At 71.0% G+C, this 18,640-nt stretch carries 18 protein-coding genes; 7 read left to right on the plus strand and 11 right to left on the minus strand.

Annotation, left to right across the window (positions count from 1 at the left end; all coding sequences use genetic code 11):
* The gene (gene rnhA, locus G4G93_RS27490) at positions 1–708 is read right to left on the minus strand and encodes a ribonuclease HI (RefSeq protein WP_165089152.1); all 708 of its coding nucleotides are present in this window, start codon (positions 706–708) and stop codon (positions 1–3) included.
* A gap of 284 nt (positions 709–992) precedes the next feature.
* On the opposite strand from rnhA, the gene G4G93_RS27495 reads away from it, so the two are divergent.
* From G4G93_RS27495 to G4G93_RS27505, 3 genes are all read left to right on the plus strand, one after another.
* Positions 993–2,393, plus strand: a complete 1,401-nt coding sequence (locus G4G93_RS27495) for a nucleobase:cation symporter-2 family protein (protein WP_165089155.1) — start codon at positions 993–995, stop codon at positions 2,391–2,393.
* A gap of 172 nt (positions 2,394–2,565) precedes the next feature.
* On the plus strand, positions 2,566–3,402 hold the full coding sequence (gene pucL, locus G4G93_RS27500; protein ID WP_165089158.1) for a factor-independent urate hydroxylase: 837 nt from the start codon (positions 2,566–2,568) through the stop codon (positions 3,400–3,402).
* A 114-nt stretch (positions 3,403–3,516) separates the two neighbouring features.
* Positions 3,517–3,909 (plus strand): VOC family protein, encoded by a 393-nt coding sequence (locus G4G93_RS27505; RefSeq protein WP_165089161.1) that lies wholly within the window; start codon positions 3,517–3,519, stop codon positions 3,907–3,909.
* A 160-nt stretch (positions 3,910–4,069) separates the two neighbouring features.
* Here the strand turns inward: G4G93_RS27505 and G4G93_RS27510 are convergent, their stop codons facing one another.
* Positions 4,070–5,206, minus strand: coding sequence for a YbdK family carboxylate-amine ligase (locus G4G93_RS27510; protein WP_165089163.1), 1,137 nt, complete (start codon positions 5,204–5,206; stop codon positions 4,070–4,072).
* Positions 5,207–5,435: 229 nt separating this feature from the next.
* Entirely contained in the window at positions 5,436–6,218 is a 783-nt protein-coding gene (locus G4G93_RS27515; protein ID WP_165089166.1) for a 16S rRNA (uracil(1498)-N(3))-methyltransferase, read from the minus strand.
* Between the two features lie 276 nt (positions 6,219–6,494).
* Here G4G93_RS27515 and G4G93_RS27520 point away from each other — a divergent pair, with 276 nt between their 5' ends.
* Together G4G93_RS27520 and ubiA are read left to right on the plus strand one after the other, a co-directional pair.
* Positions 6,495–6,980 carry a hypothetical protein gene (locus G4G93_RS27520; RefSeq protein WP_165089169.1) on the plus strand — a complete coding sequence of 162 codons (486 nt, stop codon included), beginning with the start codon at positions 6,495–6,497 and terminating at the stop codon, positions 6,978–6,980.
* 52 nt (positions 6,981–7,032) lie between these two features.
* Positions 7,033–7,974: a 4-hydroxybenzoate octaprenyltransferase gene (gene ubiA / locus G4G93_RS27525; RefSeq protein WP_165089172.1), complete on the plus strand. Its 942-nt coding sequence runs from the start codon at positions 7,033–7,035 to the stop codon at positions 7,972–7,974.
* Positions 7,975–7,992: 18 nt separating this feature from the next.
* Here the strand turns inward: ubiA and G4G93_RS27530 are convergent, their stop codons facing one another.
* Positions 7,993–8,526: a DUF6101 family protein gene (locus G4G93_RS27530; protein WP_165089174.1), complete on the minus strand. Its 534-nt coding sequence runs from the start codon at positions 8,524–8,526 to the stop codon at positions 7,993–7,995.
* 378 nt (positions 8,527–8,904) lie between these two features.
* On the opposite strand from G4G93_RS27530, the gene G4G93_RS27535 reads away from it, so the two are divergent.
* Complete coding sequence (locus G4G93_RS27535; RefSeq protein WP_165089177.1) at positions 8,905–9,717, plus strand: 3'(2'),5'-bisphosphate nucleotidase CysQ; 813 nt, start codon at positions 8,905–8,907, stop codon at positions 9,715–9,717.
* Between the two features lie 223 nt (positions 9,718–9,940).
* Here the strand turns inward: G4G93_RS27535 and G4G93_RS27540 are convergent, their stop codons facing one another.
* The 4 genes from G4G93_RS27540 to G4G93_RS27555 all read right to left on the minus strand — a co-directional run bounded on the left by G4G93_RS27540 (position 9,941) and on the right by G4G93_RS27555 (position 14,111).
* Positions 9,941–10,213, minus strand: coding sequence for a hypothetical protein (locus tag G4G93_RS27540; protein WP_165089180.1), 273 nt, complete (start codon positions 10,211–10,213; stop codon positions 9,941–9,943).
* A 200-nt stretch (positions 10,214–10,413) separates the two neighbouring features.
* Positions 10,414–12,891, minus strand: coding sequence for an ATP-dependent Clp protease ATP-binding subunit ClpA (gene clpA / locus G4G93_RS27545; protein WP_165089183.1), 2,478 nt, complete (start codon positions 12,889–12,891; stop codon positions 10,414–10,416).
* Positions 12,892–12,962: 71 nt separating this feature from the next.
* Positions 12,963–13,346, minus strand: coding sequence for an ATP-dependent Clp protease adapter ClpS (gene clpS / locus G4G93_RS27550; protein ID WP_139038198.1), 384 nt, complete (start codon positions 13,344–13,346; stop codon positions 12,963–12,965).
* A gap of 282 nt (positions 13,347–13,628) precedes the next feature.
* Positions 13,629–14,111 carry a phasin family protein gene (locus G4G93_RS27555; protein WP_165089185.1) on the minus strand — a complete coding sequence of 161 codons (483 nt, stop codon included), beginning with the start codon at positions 14,109–14,111 and terminating at the stop codon, positions 13,629–13,631.
* Between the two features lie 312 nt (positions 14,112–14,423).
* On the opposite strand from G4G93_RS27555, the gene G4G93_RS27560 reads away from it, so the two are divergent.
* Positions 14,424–15,905, plus strand: a complete 1,482-nt coding sequence (locus G4G93_RS27560; RefSeq protein ID WP_165089188.1) for a D-alanyl-D-alanine carboxypeptidase — start codon at positions 14,424–14,426, stop codon at positions 15,903–15,905.
* Positions 15,906–16,150: 245 nt separating this feature from the next.
* Here the strand turns inward: G4G93_RS27560 and G4G93_RS27565 are convergent, their stop codons facing one another.
* Genes G4G93_RS27565 through egtD form a run of 3 tightly spaced genes read right to left on the minus strand, consistent with a single transcriptional unit; the run spans position 16,151 to position 18,629 of the window.
* On the minus strand, positions 16,151–16,885 hold the full coding sequence (locus G4G93_RS27565) for a DnaJ domain-containing protein (RefSeq protein WP_206290064.1): 735 nt from the start codon (positions 16,883–16,885) through the stop codon (positions 16,151–16,153).
* A gap of 54 nt (positions 16,886–16,939) precedes the next feature.
* Entirely contained in the window at positions 16,940–17,635 is a 696-nt protein-coding gene (locus G4G93_RS27570; RefSeq protein ID WP_165089190.1) for a VWA domain-containing protein, read from the minus strand.
* Between the two features lie 7 nt (positions 17,636–17,642).
* Positions 17,643–18,629: an L-histidine N(alpha)-methyltransferase gene (gene egtD, locus G4G93_RS27575; protein WP_312892275.1), complete on the minus strand. Its 987-nt coding sequence runs from the start codon at positions 18,627–18,629 to the stop codon at positions 17,643–17,645.
* Positions 18,630–18,640: the final 11 nt, after the last annotated feature.

The raw sequence follows: 18,640 nt of genomic DNA on the forward strand, positions 1-18,640 counted from the left end.
TCACGCCGCCGGCGCCTTCCGGGCCTTGGCCTCGCGCAGGAGCGCCAGCCCCTCGGGCCCGAGATCGACGGCGAGGCGCAGGACCTCGTCGGCATAGGCCTGCGGCGTGGTGCCGGCCTGCTTGGCCGCCCGCGAGAGGCGCAGGCCCAGGGCCCCGTCCACCGGGATCGAGGTGCCGCGGGGGGCGGGCTCGGCCGCGGGTGCCGTGGGAACGGGCGCCCCGACGGCGGGTGTTGACGCCGGCGCGCGGGCCGGAGCGATGTCCGGCCGCGGCGGCAGCCCGAGGGCCTGGCGCCGCCCCTGTGCCGCCAGCCGGTCGGCGCGCTCGTTGCCGGCCTCGCCGGCATGGCCCTTCACCCAGACCCAGCGCACGTCGCGCCGCGCCGCCAGCTCGTCAAGGTGCTGCATCAGCTCGACGTTCTTCACCGGGCCGGTGGTGGTGCGCCAGCCCTTGAGCTTCCAGCCGCGGATCCACTCGGTGACCGACTTCACCACGTACTGGCTGTCGCACCGCATCTCGATCGCGGCGCCTTCGGGAAAATGCTCCAGCGCCCGGATCGCCGCGGTCAGCTCCATGCGGTTGTTGGTGCTCTGCGGATCGCCGCCGCACAGCTCGACGGGGCCCTCCGGCGCCTGGATCACCACGCCCCAGCCGCCCGGGCCGGGATTGGGATCGCAGCCGCCGTCCGCATACACGATGGTTCGCATGGCTGCCTTTTCGTCTCGAACGTCACGACGGAACGCGGCCGCGCCCCGACCCCGCCCGGGGGCCGCGGGCTGCCGGCCGCGCGGGCACATTCGGCCCGGAATGGTGAACAAATACCCAGGCGCTCCCCGCCGCAAGCCGGGGGAGGCGCTGGCACGGCGCTTGCGGCAGGTCCAGGATCCGCGATGATGCAGGATGTGCGATGATGAGGCGCCGGCCCGACGCAGGGACGTCGCAATCGGTCGATCGCGCCGACCCTCGGACAGTCCAAGAAGAGACGCGCCCCATGCCAGTCGAGACCGCCGATGCCGTCGACGAGATGCTGCCGCCGGTCCGGCTGGTGCCGCTCGCCCTGCAGCACGTCCTTGTCATGTATGCCGGCGCGGTGGCGGTGCCGCTGATCATCGGCCGCGCGCTGGGGCTGCGCCCTGAAGAGGTAGCGTTTCTCATCAGTGCGGATCTCTTCGCCTGCGGCCTCGCGACCCTGATCCAGTCGGCGGGATTTCCGGGAGTCGGCATCCGCCTGCCGGTGATGATGGGCGTGACCTTCGCGTCGGTCGGCCCGATGCTGTCGATGGCGGCGACGCCCGATGTCGGGCTGCTCGGCATCTACGGCTCGGTGATTGCGGCCGGCGTGTTCGGCCTCGCGGTCGCCCCCCATGTCAGCCGCCTGCTGCCGCTGTTTCCGCCGGTCGTCACCGGCACCATCATCCTGGTCATCGGCATCTCGCTGATGCGGGTCGGCATCAACTGGGCCGGCGGCGGCCAGCCGACGCTGACCAGGATGATCGACGGCGTGCCCGCCGCCTTTCCCAACCCGAACTACGCCCAACCCGGCGGCCTCGGCATCGCCTTCCTGGTGCTGCTCGTGATCCTCGCGCTGATCCGCTGGGGGCGGGGCTTCCTCGCCAACGTCGCGGTGCTGGTCGGCATCGTCGCCGGCTCGGTCCTGGCGGCGATGCTGGGCCTGATGCATCTCGACAAGGTCGCGGCGGCGCCGTGGTTCGCCCCCGTCCTGCCGTTCCATTTCGGCTGGCCGCAATTCCATCTCGTACCGATCGCCACGATGTGCGTGGTGATGATCGTGGTGATGATCGAATCGACCGGCATGTTCCTGGCGCTCGGCGAGATCACCGGCCGTTCGATATCGCAGAAGGACCTCGCCCGGGGCCTGCGCGCCGACGGGCTCGGCACGCTGCTGGGCGGCATCTTCAACACCTTCCCGTACACCTCGTTCTCGCAGAATGTCGGCCTCGTCGGGGTGACGGGGGTGCGCTCGCGCTTCGTCACGGTGGCGGGCGGGGTCATCATGCTGGCGCTCGGTCTGCTGCCGAAGATGGCGGCGCTCGTCGAGGCGGTGCCGCAGGTGGTGCTGGGCGGTGCCGGCCTCGTGATGTTCGGCATGGTGGCGGCCACCGGCGCCCGCATCCTCACGGCGGTCGATTTCCGCGGTCAGCCGAAGAACCAGTTCGTGGTGGCGATCGCCGTCGGCGTCGGCATGATCCCGCTCGTCGCCCCGACCTTCTTCCGCAACCTGCCGCACGCGCTGCATCCGCTGCTCGAATCGGGCATCCTGCTCGCCTCGATCGCGGCGGTCCTGCTCAATGCCTTCTTCAACGGTCTGGGCAGCGCCGAGCGGGCGGGCCGGGACGCGTCCGCCGCGGCGGCGGCGGCCGAGCACGTCTGAGACGAAGTCCGGAAGACCCCTTCCGGACTTCGTCTCACCAGCCCGCGCGGGGGAGCCGGAGGCTCCCCACGCTCGAGCGAAGCCGACTTCCGCATGGCGACCGCGATTGCGCAGCGATCGCCGAGCAATCATTCGGCAGTCGGATGATCCGATCCTATCGCACGAGGTATCGATGACCCTGCTGCACAAGACCTACGGCAAGGGCCGGGTGCGGGTGATGCGCGTCCACCGCGACGGCGACCGGCACGAGGTCCGCGAGCTGACCGTGAAGGCGATGCTCACCGGCGCCTTCGACCGCACCTTCACCGACGCCGACAACAGCCGGACCGTCTCGACCGACACGATCAAGAACGTCGTCTACATCGTCGCCCGGGAGAGTCCGGCCTTGCCGGCGGAGGCGTTCTGCCGCGCGGTGGCGCAGCGCCTGCTCGACAGCTACCCCCAGATGGAGACCGCCACCGTCACCGGCCACGAGACCCGCTGGAACCGCCTCTCCGTCGACGGCTCCGCCCATCCCCACACCTTCACGCTCGACGGCAACGGCCAGCCCTTCGCCCGTATCGTCCTGTCCCGCGATCGTGCGACCCTGGAATCCGGCCTGTCGGGCTTCACCTTCCTGAAGAGCACCGAGTCGGGCTGGGCCAACTACGTCAAGGACCCCTACACCACGATCCCCGAGACCCACGACCGCATCGCCGCCACCAGCATGGAAGCGTCCTGGGCCTGGGCTTCCGAGCCCGCCGATTACGAGGCGGCCAACGCCGTGATCCTCGATACGCTGCTGCGGGTCTTCTCGGGAAGCTACAGCCACAGCCTGCAGGACAGCCTCTACCGGATGGGAATGGCGGCACTGGCGGCGGTGCCGGAGATCGAGACGATCACCCTCGCCTGCCCGAACAAGCATTACCTCCTGGCGAATCTCTCGCCCTTCGGCCTCGACAACCCGAACCAGGTGTTCATCGCGACCGACGAGCCGCACGGGCAGATCGAGTGTACGGTCGGGCGGTGAGGCACCCGGAGCCGATACCGGAGCCGATATTCACGAAGGCTGCGCCATCGTCGCGCTGCGCCGCACGCAGGTCTGTCGGCACCGTTGCGGCGGGGCGCGAGGGAGGTCGGACGCATGCTGGATCATCTCGCGATCGATGTGTCCGACATCGCCCGCAGTCGTCGCTTCTACGCCGCGGCCCTGGCTCCTCTGGGCTACGTGGTGCTGCGGGAGGAGGCTGCGTCGGTCGGGTTCGGGGTGATCGCCGGTGAGGGGCGATCGCTCGATCCGGGTGGGGACTTCTGGATCGCTGCGGGCACTCTGCGCGCTCCGCTGGTCCATTTCGCATTCAATGCCTCCTCCAGGGAGGCGGTGGATGCCTTCTTCGAGGCCGCGCTCGGGGCCGGCGGGGTGGACAATGGCCGCCCCGGCCTGCGCCCCCGCTATCACCCGAGCTACTACGCCGCCTTCGTGATCGACCCCGACGGCTACAATATCGAGGCCGTCTGCCACAAAAGCTCCGGATGAGACGAAGTCCGGACGATCCCTTCCGGACTTCGTCTCCCCGGCCCGCGCGACGTCCGAGCGAAGCCGCAATCCGCGTTGCGAAGCGACCGGTCGGGTTTCGTATGATCGGCTCCGACGACCGTGGCGACGCCGCCGCGGCCGCGCTGACGGCGTTCCCGTCTCAGTGCCGCGTCGGGTTCGCCCCCACCGTCTCCGCCGTGAGCCAGTCCACCACCTCCGCCAGCGCCTCGCGCGGCGGCAGGCCGCGGCCCTGCGCCTCGGTGAACAGGGCGAGCTGGCGGTCGGCGCTGGTGCCACGGGCGACGATCCAGCGGGCGAGGTCGAGCTCGGCCTCGCACCCCAGCGCCCGCGCATCCGCGGCGACCAGGGCCAGGGTTTCGGTCAGCACCGTCGCCACCGGCCGCGCCGTCCGGGTCTCCTCGCAGACGAAGCTGCCGTGGATGCCGTAGCGCTGCGCCCGCCAGCAATTCTCCGCCGCGATCGCCTGCGAGGCGCCGGTGAGGTCGCGGTGGCGCGCCGGCTCGTCGGCGAGGCGGCGCACCAGGCAGCGGTAGAGCGCCGCGATGGCCAGCGCGTCGTCGAGGCGGGTGCAGCTGTCGGCGATGCGCAGGTCGAGGCCGGGGCCGGTCGGCGAGGGGCAGAGCACCCACCAGACGTGGCGCGGATCGTCGATCGCGCCCGCCGCCACCACCGTGTCGAGGTAGCGGGCGTAATCCGCCTCGTCGCGGAACAGGGGCGGCAGGCCGCTGCGGGGCAGCTCGCGCGAGGCTGCGAGGCGGTAGCCGAGGAGCCCGGTGCGCTGCGCCTGCCAGAACGGTGACGAGGTCGAGAGCGCGAGCAGCAGCGGCAGGAAGGGCTGGAGCCGGTTCATCAGATCGACCCGCGACACGCCGGCCGGCACCCCGACCCCGACGCTGAGGCCGCAGACGACATTGCGGCTGCCGACCATCTGGAGGTCGCGCAGCACCCGGCCGCGGGCGGCCTGGTCGCGCGGGCGCACCCGGCTCCACTGGGCGAGCGGATGCGTGCCCGAGGCCATCAGGGCAAGACCCCGGGCGGAGGCGAGCGCGCCGAGGCCGCTGCGCAGGTCCGCGAGGTGGCGGCGCGCCTCGGCGAGGTCGCTCACCGGCGCGATGGCCCAGACCAGCTGCGGCTCCATCAGCTCGGCGCGCACCTGCGGGTGGGCGGCCCGGCAGGCGGTCAGGAAGTCGCGGGTGCGGCCCCGGGCGGCGTCGCGCTTGCCCGCATCGTTGATGAACACCTCCTCCTCGAGGCAGATGTCGAATTCCGCTCGCATACGCAGGATCTCCGGCAACAGCGGCCGCGGCGGCGGCCGAGCTGCGAATCGGCCGCCACCCGCGGGGCGGCCCCGATAGCAGCGTCCGGATTGCGGCGCGAGCCCTGCCGTCCGGGCGGCTGTCATATGAAATCCGACCGATCGCTCTCGCGTTGCGGATTTCGGCTTCGCTCAAGTACCGCGCAGATTTATGATACCATTTCAGGAAGCGATCTTCCGGAAAATGGCATCAGATCTTTGAACGCCCGTCGCCGAGCACGGCCTGGACCAGCGCCAGCACCGCCACGGCGGCGGTGTCGGCGCGCAGGATGCGCGGACCGAGCGACAGCCGGACGGTGTTGGCCCGCGCGCCGATCAGCGCGCGCTCCTCCGGGGTAAACCCGCCCTCGGGCCCGATCACCACCGCCAGGGGCAAGGTGCTCCCCGATACGACATCCGCCCCGGCCGCGGCACCAGCCTGTGTTAATGCCGCGATCGGGTCGGCGACCGGGGCGTCCTCGTCGCAGAATACCAGCAGGCGCTCCGGCGCCAGGGCGGCGAGCGTCTCGGCCAGCGGCGCCGCGTCGCGGATCTCCGGCAGGCTGAGGATGCCGCATTGCTCGGCGGCCTCGATCGCATTGGCGTGGAGCTTGTCGAGCTTGATCCGGTCGCCTTGCGTGCGCCGGGTCACCACCGGCTGGATCAGGCTCGCCCCCATCTCGACCGCCTTCTGGGCGACGTAGTCCAGGCGGGCGGCCTTCAGCGGCGCGAACAGGTAGTGCAGGTCGCCGGGTGGAGTCTGGGGCCGCGTCTGCGCCCGCAGCACCAGGTCCGCCGCCTTGCGGCCGGTCGGCTCGATCTCGGCCCGCCACTCGCCGTCGCGGCCGTTGAACACCAGCACCGGCTCGCCGGTCGCCTTGCGCAGCACCGAGAGCAGGTAATTGGCTTGCGCCCGGTCGAGACCGTGCCGGACGCCCTCCCGCATCGGGATGTCGAGGAAGAGCCGGGGAGCGTTGAATTCGTAGGCCGCCATGACCGCTCTGCTCGCCGAGGCGGGGGCGGGATGTCAATGATTTCGCGTCGTCCGCCCTGTGGCTTCGCTGCAACTCATCCGCCCGACGGCGACCGGGCCTGGAACGAACCGGCTTCCCCCGCACGATGGCGCCACATTCCTGTGCAGAAAGCGCAGCAGGGCCGGGAGCGGCAAGGAAGTCTTACGCTATGCCGTGGGCCAGGCGCAGCCGGGCCGGCCTATGAGGCGAAATCTCGGGGCCGAGATGTCGGGGCCGAAGCTTTGGGGGGTTGGGAGATGACTCGCATGCGTGTGACCGTGGCGGCGCTGGCCGGAAGCCTGCTCGGCGCGACGCTGCTCGGTGGGGCCGCCCGGGCCCAGGGGGCCGATTGCTCGGCGATCCAGAAGACCCTGACCGAGCGCAAGGACATTGTCGGCAAGGTCAACGCCGCCTCGCAGAGCAAGAAGGCGAAGATCACGGCCGCGGCCGCCTGCACGCTGTTCACCAAGCTCCAGGCCAACGGCAACGAGGGTCTGAAGTGGATCACCGCCAACAAGGATTGGTGCTCGATCCCGGATTCCTTCGTCGAGGGCTTCAAGGCCGATCACGGCCGGGTCTCGACCCTGCGCACCAAGGTCTGCAGCGCCGCCGTCCAGCAGGCGGCGATGGAGAAGAAGGCCCGCGCCATGGCGGCGCAGCAGCAGCAGGGCGGGGGCGGCGGCGGCCTCCTCGGCGGGCCCGGCCTGACCGGCAGCTTCCGGGTGCCGCAGGGCGCCCTGTGAGCCACAGCCCGATGACGGCCGCGACCTTCCGTCCTTTCCTCCGCGCCCGGGCATGAGCCTGACGCCCGACCGCCCGGTCGCCGATGCGGTCACCGGGCATTGGGTCGACCGGCACGCCCCCGAGGCCGTGCGGCCCTACCTGCGCCTCGCCCGCATCGAGCGGCCGATCGGCTGGTGGCTGCTGCTGCTGCCGTGCTGGTGGTCGGCGGCGCTCGCGGCGATCGCGGCCGGCCGGCCGGGCCCGAGCCTGTGGCACCTCGGGCTGTTCCTGGTCGGCGCCGTCGCCATGCGGGGCGCCGGCTCGACCTACAACGACATCGCCGACCGCGACCTCGACGCCCGCGTCGAGCGCACCCGCCTGCGGCCGCTGCCCTCCGGGCGCATCCGCGTGCGCCACGCCCTGGTGTTCCTGGTGCTGCAGGCGCTCGTCGGCCTCGCGGTGCTGCTGCAATTCAACCGGGCGGCGATCGTCGTCGGCCTCGCCTCGCTCGCGCCCGTCGCGATCTACCCGTTCATGAAGCGGGTGATGCCGGTGCCGCAGCTCGTCCTCGGCCTCGCCTTCGCGTGGGGCGCGCTGATGGGTTGGGTCGCCCTGATCGGCCGCCTCGACGCCCCGGCCTACTGGCTCTATGTCGGCGCCATCGCCTGGGTGATCGGCTACGACACGATCTACGCGGTGCAGGACATCGAGGACGACGAGATCGCCGGCATCAAGTCGTCCGCCCGCTTCTTCGGGTCCCGGGTGCGCCTCGCGGTGGCGGGCTGCTTCCTCGCCTCCGTCCTGTGCATCGGCCTCGCCCTGTCCGGGGCCGGGGCCGGCCCGATCGGTCTTGCCGGTCTCGCTCTGTTCGCCGGCCACCTCGCCTGGCAGGTCGGGCGGCTCGATCCGCGCGACGGCGCGGAGGCGTTGCGGCTGTTCCGTTCCAACCGCGATGCGGGGCTGATCCTGTTCTGCGGCCTCGCCCTCGATGCGATCTGGCAAGGTCTCATGTGAGCCTCGCTGCCGCGGGGCTCAGAGGCTGCCGCCGTCGGTCATCAGCGCTTCGTCGCGGTAGACCAGCGGCCGCAGCGGCAGCCGGGCGGTCTTGCGGCGGGTGAGGAAGCGCGGCCGGCGGTGGGCGAGCAGGCCGTGGCGGCGGCGGATCCGGATCGCGCCGAGCTTCAGCCGGCCGACCTGCTGGCCCATCGGGGCGACCGCGCCGTCCTCCTGGATCACCACCATCGGCAGGCCGGTCTCGGCGCCGAGCCGGCGCCACACCGCCACGACCTCGTCGTCGCCATAGATGCCGAGGGACATCAGCGGGTCGCCGCTGCGGTCGAGCACCATCACGGCGAAGCGGTCTTCCCCGGCGGCGTCGCTGGCATCGCCGTCGAGGCACAGGGCCAGGCTGCCGGCGGCGCTGGCGCCCGGAAGGATGCCGACGACCGGCAGCGCCGACGGCTCGGCCTGGACGGGGCCGCGGTGGATGACGGGGAGCCCGACGTCGCGGCGGGCGGCCTGGCTGCTCGAAGACTGGCGGTTCGAAGAGGGGAATCTGGTGACCATGGTTCTGCTCGACGCCCTGTCCGCGTGAGGCGGCGACCTCTGTCGTGTCGTCCGCTGTTGTCACGACTTTGGACCCGCTCCCGCTCAGAACGCCTTAAAAGGCAGCGTTAAGCGATAGTTGGCGCGGCACAGATGAGCCGAATGCTCAACGGATCCTTGTCACGACCCGATTCATTTATCGTTCACCGCCAGAAGACGGCGCCCCTGCCCCTGGAAACGCTTCGCTAAGACAATGCGGCATCGCCGCCGCCGTATCCGGCCCGACGAATCCTTGTGGCGTCCGGTGCCGGGGCCTACAACGGGTGGGTCCTGCTCCGGCTCGATCCGTGCCCGCCGCGGCGCCGCCGGGCATCCCCACCCGAACCCTGGCGGCCTCCCATGCCTCTTCCCGACGACCTGCGCCCCCTCCTGCCTCAGGTCCGGGCGATCATCCGCGAGGCCGCCCTGCTGGCGCTGCCGTATTTCCGGCAGGGCGAGCGCACCAGCGCCCGGGTCTGGAACAAGGCCGGCGGCTCGCCGGTGACGGAAGCCGACGTGACGGTGGACACCTTCCTGAAGGTGCGCCTGAGCGAGCTGATCCCCGGCGCCGCCTGGCTCTCCGAGGAGACCCGCGACGACCCGGTCCGCCTCGCCCACGATCTCGTCTGGATCGTCGATCCGATCGACGGGACCCGCGCCTTCCTGTCGGGCGATCCCGACTGGTCGATCGCCGTGGCGCTGCTGGCCCGTGGCCGACCGGTGCTCGGCCACGTCGCGGCGCCCGTGACCGCGACCCTCTACGAGGCCGTGGTCGGGGAGGGCGCGACGAAGGATGGGGTGCCGATCCGGGTCTCCGCCCAGGAGAGCATGGCGGGCGCCCGGGTCACCGGCCCGAAGCCGATGGCCGACCGGCTCGAGCACCGGCTCGGCCTCGGCGGTACGCCGGGCGCATTGGTGCGCCTGCCCAGGATCCCGTCGCTGGCCCTGCGCCTGGTGCGGGTGGCCGAGGGGCTGGTCGATGTCGGGCTGGTCTCGTCGGACGCCCGCGACTGGGACCTCGCCGGCGCCGACCTGATCCTGCGCGAGGCCGGCGGCGCGGTGCTCGGCCTCGACGGCCAGGTGCCGGTCTACAACCGGCGCGAGCCGATCCATGGAGAACTGGTGGCCCTGCCGCAGGCGTTGCGGGAGGCGGTGCTGGCGGGGCTGGGGTGAGGCGCGGCGGCTCGCCTTCGTGACGGCAGGGGTGGGCTTTGAGCCCGCTCGAGCCCTACGGCGCTCGCCCCACCCGGCAGGCCAGCCCGGGACTCGTCGAAGGCGATACCCGGGATGCCTTGCGCGGCCCCAGGACGGTCTGGGATAAATATCGACGTTTGCCCCGGATCAACGGAGCAGGTCGAGCCGCGCCGGAGCACTGATCTCGGCCGGGCCGCGTGCGCTACCGCGCCTCACGCTTCTCCAACGCCGTCTTCGCCTGCTTCAGCTGGTCGAACACCACGCTCGGCGTCGTGCCGAAGAAGGTGAAGCCCGCATTGATCGCCCAGTAGCCGGCGAGCAGGATCAGCGGCACCAGGATCCACCCCAGGATCTCCTCGCCGATCTTGCGGCGGCGGCGGCGCTGCCGGCGCTTCTCGCGCCGGGTCACCTTCGGGGAGGGCGGGGTCACCGTCGCGGCCGGGGCGAGGGGGGCCTCGTTGAGATCTCCGCTCATCGGGATCCTCCTGCGTCCTCTGGTGCGGGGCGAGAAGCCTCGCATGTCCAATCGCCCCGCTTCGGCCGCTCGGGCGGAGCGGCCGGGGCCTCAAATGCGCATCCCGGTGGGGAGGCCCCGCCGGGATGCGCGCGTCTCGGATGAGCCTCATACACGGGAGGCGTGCCGGGATCGAGGGGGAAGCCCTCGATCCTCCGGGGTCAGGCCCGAACCAGCGGCACCTTCGGCACCGTGCGGACCCCGCCGCCGCCATCGCCCGAGCCGCCGTCCTTCGGCTTCTTCGGTGCGGCGCGAGGGCGCTTCTGCTTCTTCGCGGCGCTCTTGGCCGCCTTCTTGGCGGCGATCGTCACGTCCTTCTCGGGCCGCGGCATCACCGGGCCGGCCGGGAAGACGAAGCCGAGGCTCGGCTTCTCGCCGTCGGGCCGCTTCACGATCACCCGGACCGCGCCGCCGTCCTTCAGCTTGCCGAACAGCACCTCGTCGGCGAGCGGGGTCTTGATGGTCGCCTGGATCAGGCGGGCCATCGGGCGGGCGCCCATGGCCTCGTCGTAGCCGTTCTCGACCAGCCAGTCCCGCGCCTCGTCGGACAGCTCGATGGTGACGTTGCGGTCGGCGAGCTGCGCCTCGAGCTGGAGGACGAACTTGTCGACGACCTTGGCCACCACCTCCTTCGGCAGATGGCCGAAGGACACGGTCGCGTCGAGGCGGTTGCGGAATTCCGGGGCGAACAGGCGGTTGATCGCCTCCTGGTCGTCGCCGGTGCGCTTGTTCTGGGTGAAGCCGAACGCCGCCTTGGCGAGGTCGGCCGCGCCCGCATTCGTCGTCATGATGATGATGACGTTGCGGAAATCGACCTGCTTGCCGTTATGGTCGGTGAGCTTGCCGTGGTCCATGACCTGCAACAGGATGTTGAACAGGTCGGGATGGGCCTTCTCGATCTCGTCGAGCAGCAGCACGCAATGCGGGTGCTGGTCGATGCCGTCGGTGAGGAGGCCGCCCTGGTCGAAGCCAACATAGCCCGGAGGGGCGCCGATCAGCCGCGAGACGGTGTGCCGCTCCATGTATTCCGACATGTCGAAGCGCAGCATCTCGACGCCGAGGCTCGACGCCAGCTGCTTGGCCGCTTCGGTCTTGCCGACGCCGGTCGGGCCGGCGAACAGGTAGGCGCCGATCGGCTTGTCGGGATCGCGCAGGCCGGCGCGAGCGAGCTTGATCGAGGCGGTCAGCGCGTCGATGGCGGCGTCCTGGCCGTAGACCACCCGCTTCAGGTTGTCGGTGAGGTGGGCGAGCACCTCCGCGTCGTCCTTCGAGACGGTCTTCGGCGGGATGCGGGCCATCGTGGCGATGGTCGCCTCGATCTCCTTCACGCCGATGGTGCGCTTGCGCCGGCCCTCGGGCACCAGCATCTGCGAGGCGCCGGTCTCGTCGATCACGTCGATCGCCTTGTCCGGCAGCTTGCGGTCGTTGATGTAGCGGGCCGACAGCTCGACCGCGGCCTTCACGGCCTCGGTCGTGTACTTGAGCTTGTGGAACTCCTCGAAGGACGGGCGCAGGCCCTTGAGGATCTCGATCGCGTCCGGGATCGACGGCTCGTTGACGTCGATCTTCTGGAAGCGGCGCACCAGGGCGCGATCCTTCTCGAAGTACTGGCGGTACTCCTTGTAGGTGGTCGAGCCGATGCAGCGTAGGCTGCCCGAAGCCAGTGCGGGCTTGAGCAGGTTGGACGCATCCATCGCGCCGCCCGAGGTCGCACCGGCGCCGATCACCGTGTGGATCTCGTCGATGAACATGATGGCGTTCGGGTGCGCCTCGATCTCCTTCATCACCTGCTTGAGGCGCTCCTCGAAGTCGCCGCGGTAGCGGGTGCCGGCGAGGAGCGTGCCCATGTCGAGGGAGAAGACGGTCGCGTCCGCCAGGACCTCCGGCACCTCGTGCTGGATGATCTTGCGGGCGAGGCCTTCCGCAATCGCGGTCTTGCCGACGCCGGGGTCGCCGACGAGCAGCGGGTTGTTCTTCTGCCGGCGGCAGAGGACCTGGATCGTGCGCTGGACCTCGTTCTCGCGGCCGATCAGCGGGTCGATCTTGCCCTCGCGGGCCTTCTTGTTGAGGTTGACGCAGTAGGCGTCGAGCGCGTCACCCTTCTTCTTCTGGCCGCTGCGCTCGTCCTCGGCCCCGCTGGGACGTTCCGTCGGACCCTCCTCGTCGGCGCCGCGGACCGGCTTGCCCTCGGAGAGGCCGGGGCGCTTGGCGATGCCGTGGCTGATGTAGTTGACCGCGTCGTAGCGGGTCATGTCCTGCTCTTGCAGGAAGTAGGCGGCGTGGCTCTCGCGCTCGGCGAAGATCGCCACCAGCACGTTGGCGCCGGTGACCTCCTCGCGGCCGGAGGACTGCACGTGGATCACCGCGCGCTGGATCACGCGCTGGAACCCCGCCGTAGGCTTCGCGTCCTGCCGCCCGTCGCCGGTGAGGTTGGCGAGCTCGGTGTCGATGTACTCGACAAGGTTGCGCTTCAGCAGGTCGACGTCGACGTTGCAGGCCCGCATGACCGCGGCCGCGTCCTGGTCGTCGACCAGGGCGAGCAGGAGATGCTCGAGCGTGGCGTATTCGTGCCGGCGCTCGCCGGCCAGCGCCAGGGCGCGGTGGAGAGCTTGTTCAAGGCTGCGTGAGAAGCTGGGCAAAGCGGGCCTCTTTGCTGGTGCCTGTCTTGGTTGGCGCTCGTCTTGGGCTGGGACCTGTCTCGGGCTGACGGCTATTTCTTTTCCATGACGCATTGCAGAGGATGTTGATGTTTCCGCGCAAAGTCCATGACCTGCGTCACCTTGGTCTCGGCAACCTCGTAGGTGAAGATGCCGCACTCGCCGACGCCGTTCTGGTGGACGTGCAGCATGATGCGGGTCGCGTCCTCGCGCGACTTGTTGAAGAAGCGCTCGACGACGTGGACCACGAATTCCATCGGCGTGTAGTCGTCGTTGAGCAGCAGCACGCGGTACAGGTTCGGCCGCTTGGTGCGCGGCTTCGTTCGCGTGATCACGGCGGTTCCCGATCGACCGTCGCCGTTACCGTTCCCGGGTGCGCGGGGGTTGGCCGCGACCGGCCTGGTGGAGGGTTTTCCCTGCCTCGGGACCTGAGCCATCTGAATCGTACCGACCTCGCTCTGGCGACCGCGCCGAAGCGCGCCGGCCCTCTGCTAAGGGAGGCCGGAACGCGTCGCGGGACGGCAGCCTATCACGTCGGCTGCCGGTGCCGAGCCTAATCTATAGGCCGAGTCTGCGCTTCGCCAGTCGGCTGCGCGCTCTTGTCATGCGGGGCCGTACGGGACCCCCGAAACGCGGCGCGACCGGCACGGGGATCCGTGCCGGTCGCGGGAACCGGTCGAAGCTCGGAGACGGGCGGCCGTAGCGGCCGCCCTCGAGGATTACGCGGCGTCCTTGGCGGCGTCGAAGGTCTTGGCGGCCTCGCCCTGGGCCTTGTTCAGGCCGTCCTTGGCCTGCTCGAAGGCACGGCCCTGCGCCTTGAAGGCCTGGTCCTGGAACTTCGAGGCCTGCTGCTGGGCCTGGGCGACGATGCCCTCGAACGGCTTCGCCATCTCCTTGGCGAGGTTCGTGTAGAGCTCGGTCATCTTCTGGCTCTGGGTGGTGAGACGCTCGAAGGAGGTCCTCACGTACTCGGCCTGGATCTCGAGCGCCTTGTCGAGCGAGCGCACGCCGGCGAGCTTCTCGAGGGTGGCGGTGCCGTGCTCGAAGGACTGCTTGGCGAAGTCGGTGGCCTCGACGGCGATCGCCTGGCTGGCCTTCGACAGGGTGCCGAAGCTGCGCAGCATCGCGTCCATGCCGTCCTTGCCGAACTTCTGGGCCGCCTCGGCCTGCTTCTCGACCTGCTGGCTGATGTTCTGGTTCATGGTGGCGTGGCGCCCTCGATGGACGCCCCTTCTCGCGCGGCGGGTAGAGCGGTGCGGGGTGCCCGCGCGTCGCGCCCCGGCGAAAGGCAATATGTGCAGCGCACAAAATTCGTCAAGGGTCATTGTGCGTCGCACAATCGCGCGAATTCGAGAGTTGGAATTCGTCGCCGGTTAACCGGGGCGTAACCGCGCCTGCCTAGCCTGATTGACAGTGATGCCGCTGCGCCACGCCGTTCTCGCGGGGCGCCGGCGGTTTGAGGGCGCCGCCGAGGTCGCAGGCGCCCTGTTTCAGTCGAACGGGGTAGTCGCGTGATGCGTTGCGTTCACGGCCAATCTGGACCCGCGCTGCCGGCCGTGCTCGCCGCCGCGGCGGTGCTGACGGCGCTCACCGCCTCGCCCGCCGAGGCGCGGCGGCGCGCCCACCACGGGGGCGGCGGTGGCTACAACCCGCCCTACGCGGCGATGGTGGTCGATGCCAAGACCGGTCGCGTGATGCACGCGGTCAACGAGGATGCCCTGCGCCATCCGGCCTCCATCACCAAGGTGATGACGCTCTACCTGCTGTTCGAGCAGCTCGAGCGCGGCAAGATGGACCTCGACACGCCGCTGACGGTCTCGGCCAACGCCGCCCGCATGCCGCCCTCCAAGCTCGGCGTGCGCCCGGGCTCGACCGTAACGGTCGAGGAGGCGATCAAGGCGCTGGTGACGAAGTCCGCCAACGACATCGCCTGCGCCATCGGCGAGAACATCGCCGGCTCCGAGCCCGCCTTCGCCGAGATGATGACCCGCAAGGCCCATGCGCTCGGCATGAGCCGCACGCACTACGCCAACGCCTCGGGCCTGCCGGATTCCGACCAGATCACCACCGCCCGCGACCTGACGATCCTCGCGCGGGCGATCCAGGACCGGTTCCCGAAATACTACCGCTACTTCCAGACCCGCTCCTTCGCCTTCAAGGGCCGGGTGATCGGCAACCACAACCACCTCCTCGGGCGGGTCGAGGGCGTGGACGGCATCAAGACCGGCTACACCCGCGATTCCGGCTTCAACCTGATGACCTCGGCCCGCACCGGCGACCGCCACATCGTGGCGGTGGTGCTCGGCGGCAAGTCGGTCGCGAGCCGCGACAACATCATGGCCAAGCTCGTCCAGTCCAACCTGCCGGTGGCCTATGCCGGCGCCCGTACGAGCGCCCCGGTGGTCGAGGTCGCCGAGCGGCCGCGTCCCGCGGTCGTCGCCGAGCGCCCGGTCGCCACCCGCACCCTGGTGGCGTCCGCCGATGAGGACGATGCGGTCGAGACCACGAACTCCACCGGCCAGCCCCTCGACATCGCCCCCCGCGGCGGCGCGACGCCGCAGGCGAAGTGGCGCGCCGGCGCCGTCGGCGTCCCGGCGAGCGCCCAGGCCTACGCGCCGGCCGCCGCCGCGCCGGCCTTCCCGGCTCCCGGGGGCAAGTATGCCTCGCGCCTGCCGACCGCCGAGCCCGGCGAGGCCCGCGCGCCCGCCCCGCGGGAGGCCGCTTCGCCCGCGCCGAAGCCCGTCACGGTCTCGCCCTGGGTGATCCAGCTCGGCGCGATGGACGACGAGGGCAAGGCCAAGTCGATGCTCGCCGAGGCGCGCCAGCGCAGCGGCGGGGCGCTGGGCAAGGCCGCGCCCTTCACCGAGAAGGTGACCCATGGCGGCACCACGCTCTTCCGCGCCCGGTTCTCCGGCTTCTCCGAGGCCGAGGCCGCGCAGGATGCCTGCCGGGCGCTCAAGCGCAACGGTTTCACCTGCTTCGCGACGCGGAGCTAGGCACGCATTCCCCTTCCCCCTTGTGGGGAGGGGTCAGGGGTGGTGCGGAAGGCACCGCACGGATCTACGCGGCACCACCCCACGCGGGATCCTCGATCCCCCTCGCCCCCCCCACAAGGGGGAGGGCGGGCGCCTGATCCCGATGCGCCAGCGCGCGTAGCCGCGTCGAGCCGACGCAGAATCGTGCACTACATCCCCGCCGCGGCGCGTCCCTGCCGCGGCTTCGTCGACACGCGCGTGGAGTATCAGCGATGTCGGTTGAGCAGAAAGTCCTTGGCCGCGTTGACGCGGGCCGCCAGGTAGTCGGACCCGCCCTGGTCCGGGTGAAGCCGCTTCATCAGGGTGCGGTGCGCCCGGCGCACCTCCTCGAGGGGCGCCCCGCGCTGAAGCCCCAGGATCTGATAGGCCTCCTCCTCCGACATCGGCCCTGGCTGCGCCGCACCGCCCGGCCGCGGGTCGCGATCAGCCTGAGCGTCTACGCGCCATCCGGCAAACCGGCGGTCCAGATAAGCCTCTAGCAGCCGGGCGCCGTCGGGATCGCTCGAACGGCACTCCGACAGGAGCGCGACGAGGCCCTGGAGCGGCAGGCCGTCGAGCGCCTGGCCGGCACGCGGGCCGGCCAGCACCGTGCCGCGCATCGCGCCGCTGGCATGGTCGAGCTCCATCTCCAGCATCGCCGAGCGCACCCGCGAGGTGGCGTCCGGTGACGTCGCGCCCCGGCGCGGGGGCATGAAGCGACCTAGGCCGAAGGGCAGGGGGGAGCCCTGACGCCAGCCGAGCAGCCAGGCGCCGCCGAGGCCGAGCGCGCCCGCCATGTCGAAGCGCCCGCGCAGGAACAGGAGGGCCGCCGCCGCCAGGGCGAACCAGCCGCCGGCCTGGCGGATCACGCGCGCGATCGTCGCGGGATTTGCCGTCGCATAGTGGCGACCGAGCCACCACAGGCCGACGAGGACCAGAACACCGAGGCCGAGGGCGATCATGCGTCGTACGTCACTCTCGGGCTCGCTCGGTCCTCGAGCGGGGGAAGCCCCGTTCTATCCGCCGGTCATGCCGGCGAGGAGCCGGCGCGCCGCCGCATCCTCATGCGCGGCCAGGCGCAATCCGTCGAGTCCCCGGGTGGCGTAGATCGCCGCGGCGCGCAGCAAGGCCGCCAGCACGCCGGGCGCCGCGAGGTCGAAGCGGGCCGAAGCGCCACCGCTCAACCGGGCGATCTCCGCGAAACCCGCGGCGACCGCGGGACCGGGTCCTTCGTGGAAGCAGAAGGCCGGCACGCCGAGAAGCCCGAGTTCGCCGGCAACCCCGCAGAGGTCGTCCAGGCTCTCCTCGATCGCGTCGCCGACCAGCACCAGCGCCTTGACCGGGCCGCGCCCGGCCTCGTTGCGGGCGTGGCGCAGCACGCGGCCGATCTGTGTCTGGCCGCCCCGGCAGGCCACCCCCTGCATCAGGCCGGTGAGCGCCCGGGCATCGGCGACGAAGCGCGAGGCGCGGCACTCCGAGAACCCGCGAAAATAGACGAGCTGCACCGCGAGGCCGCCGAGCCGGGCCGTCGCCTCGAACATCCCGGCCTGGACCCCGCAGGCGAGATCCCAGGTCGGCTGCCGGCTCATCGTGGCGTCGAGGGCGAAGATCAGCCGCGGCGCGTCGCCGGCCGGCGGGGCGACCTGCCGCGCCGTTTCCAGGAAGGCGTCGACCGCGCCACTGCGGGCGCGGTCGAGGTCGGACCCGCTCACCGGACGATCACTGCCGCCGGATGGTGCTGGCGGTCAGGGCGTGGACCGAGAACAGCCCGTCCGGATCGGTCCAGACCCGGGCATGCTCCCAGCCGGCACCGCGGGCGAGCGCCCGGAAGCCCGGCACCGTGTACTTGTAGCTGTTCTCGGTGTGGATCGTCTCGCCGGAGCCGAAATGGAACGGCACCCCGGCCACCGTCACGAGCTGGCTGCGCCGGCTGACCAGGTGCATCTCGATCCGCCCGAGATTCTCGTCGAAGAAGGCCTGGTGGGCGAAGGCGTCGAGGTCGAAATCGGCCCCGAGCTCGCGGTTGATGCGGGTGAGCAGGTTGAGGTTGAACGCCGCCGTCACCCCGGCGGCGTCGTCGTAGGCCGCATCGAGCACCGCCTTGTCCTTCACGAGGTCGATGCCGACGATGAGGGTCGCGCCGCTCCCGAGCGTCCGGGCGAAGCTGGCGAGGAGGCCCGCCGCCAGCTCGGGCTCGAAATTGCCGAGCGTCGAGCCCGGGAAGAAGCCGGCCTTCGGCGCGTCCCTCAGGTCGTCGGGGAAGGCGAAGGGCTTGGTGAAGTCCGCCGCCACCGGCTCGACACGCAGGTGCGGGAAGTCGCGGCCGAGTTCCTCCGCCTCGCTGCGCAGGAACTCCTCCGACACGTCGACGGGCACGTAGGCCGAAAGGTCGGAGAGATGCGGCAGCAGGCGCCGGACCTTGGCGGTCGAGCCGCTGCCGAACTCGACGAGCGCCGAACCGGGCGCCAGCCCGGCCCCGATCTCGGGGCCGTACCGGTCGAGGATCGCCAGCTCGGTGCGGGTCGGATAATATTCCGGCAGCCGGGTGATCGCCTCGAACAGTTCGGAGCCGCGCCGGTCGTAGAAGTACTTGGCCGAGAGGTGCTTGCGCGGGGCGCCGAGGCCCCCGAGCACGTCCTGCAGGAAGCTTCGGTCGACGCTGCCGTCGCGGAGGGCGGGCGCGAGATGGGGAAGCGGGGCATTCACGAGCAGACACT

Origin of the sequence: Methylobacterium sp. DB0501 (assembly GCF_011043735.1) — a bacterium.
GTDB lineage: Bacteria > Pseudomonadota > Alphaproteobacteria > Rhizobiales > Beijerinckiaceae > Methylobacterium > Methylobacterium alsaeris.

What these genes read in the sequence shown, in the direction of transcription:
- rnhA (WP_165089152.1), bottom strand. Translation starts at nt 708, where the DNA reads ATGCGAACCATCGTGTATGCGGACGGCGGCTGCGATCCCAATCCCGGC.
- G4G93_RS27495 (WP_165089155.1), top strand. Translation starts at nt 993, where the DNA reads ATGCCAGTCGAGACCGCCGATGCCGTCGACGAGATGCTGCCGCCGGTC.
- pucL (WP_165089158.1), top strand. Translation starts at nt 2,566, where the DNA reads ATGACCCTGCTGCACAAGACCTACGGCAAGGGCCGGGTGCGGGTGATG.
- G4G93_RS27505 (WP_165089161.1), top strand. Translation starts at nt 3,517, where the DNA reads ATGCTGGATCATCTCGCGATCGATGTGTCCGACATCGCCCGCAGTCGT.
- G4G93_RS27510 (WP_165089163.1), bottom strand. Translation starts at nt 5,206, where the DNA reads ATGCGAGCGGAATTCGACATCTGCCTCGAGGAGGAGGTGTTCATCAAC.
- G4G93_RS27515 (WP_165089166.1), bottom strand. Translation starts at nt 6,218, where the DNA reads ATGGCGGCCTACGAATTCAACGCTCCCCGGCTCTTCCTCGACATCCCG.
- G4G93_RS27520 (WP_165089169.1), top strand. Translation starts at nt 6,495, where the DNA reads ATGACTCGCATGCGTGTGACCGTGGCGGCGCTGGCCGGAAGCCTGCTC.
- ubiA (WP_165089172.1), top strand. Translation starts at nt 7,033, where the DNA reads ATGAGCCTGACGCCCGACCGCCCGGTCGCCGATGCGGTCACCGGGCAT.
- G4G93_RS27530 (WP_165089174.1), bottom strand. Translation starts at nt 8,526, where the DNA reads ATGGTCACCAGATTCCCCTCTTCGAACCGCCAGTCTTCGAGCAGCCAG.
- G4G93_RS27535 (WP_165089177.1), top strand. Translation starts at nt 8,905, where the DNA reads ATGCCTCTTCCCGACGACCTGCGCCCCCTCCTGCCTCAGGTCCGGGCG.
- G4G93_RS27540 (WP_165089180.1), bottom strand. Translation starts at nt 10,213, where the DNA reads ATGAGCGGAGATCTCAACGAGGCCCCCCTCGCCCCGGCCGCGACGGTG.
- clpS (WP_139038198.1), bottom strand. Translation starts at nt 13,346, where the DNA reads ATGGCTCAGGTCCCGAGGCAGGGAAAACCCTCCACCAGGCCGGTCGCG.
- G4G93_RS27555 (WP_165089185.1), bottom strand. Translation starts at nt 14,111, where the DNA reads ATGAACCAGAACATCAGCCAGCAGGTCGAGAAGCAGGCCGAGGCGGCC.
- G4G93_RS27560 (WP_165089188.1), top strand. Translation starts at nt 14,424, where the DNA reads ATGCGTTGCGTTCACGGCCAATCTGGACCCGCGCTGCCGGCCGTGCTC.
- G4G93_RS27565 (WP_206290064.1), bottom strand. Translation starts at nt 16,885, where the DNA reads ATGATCGCCCTCGGCCTCGGTGTTCTGGTCCTCGTCGGCCTGTGGTGG.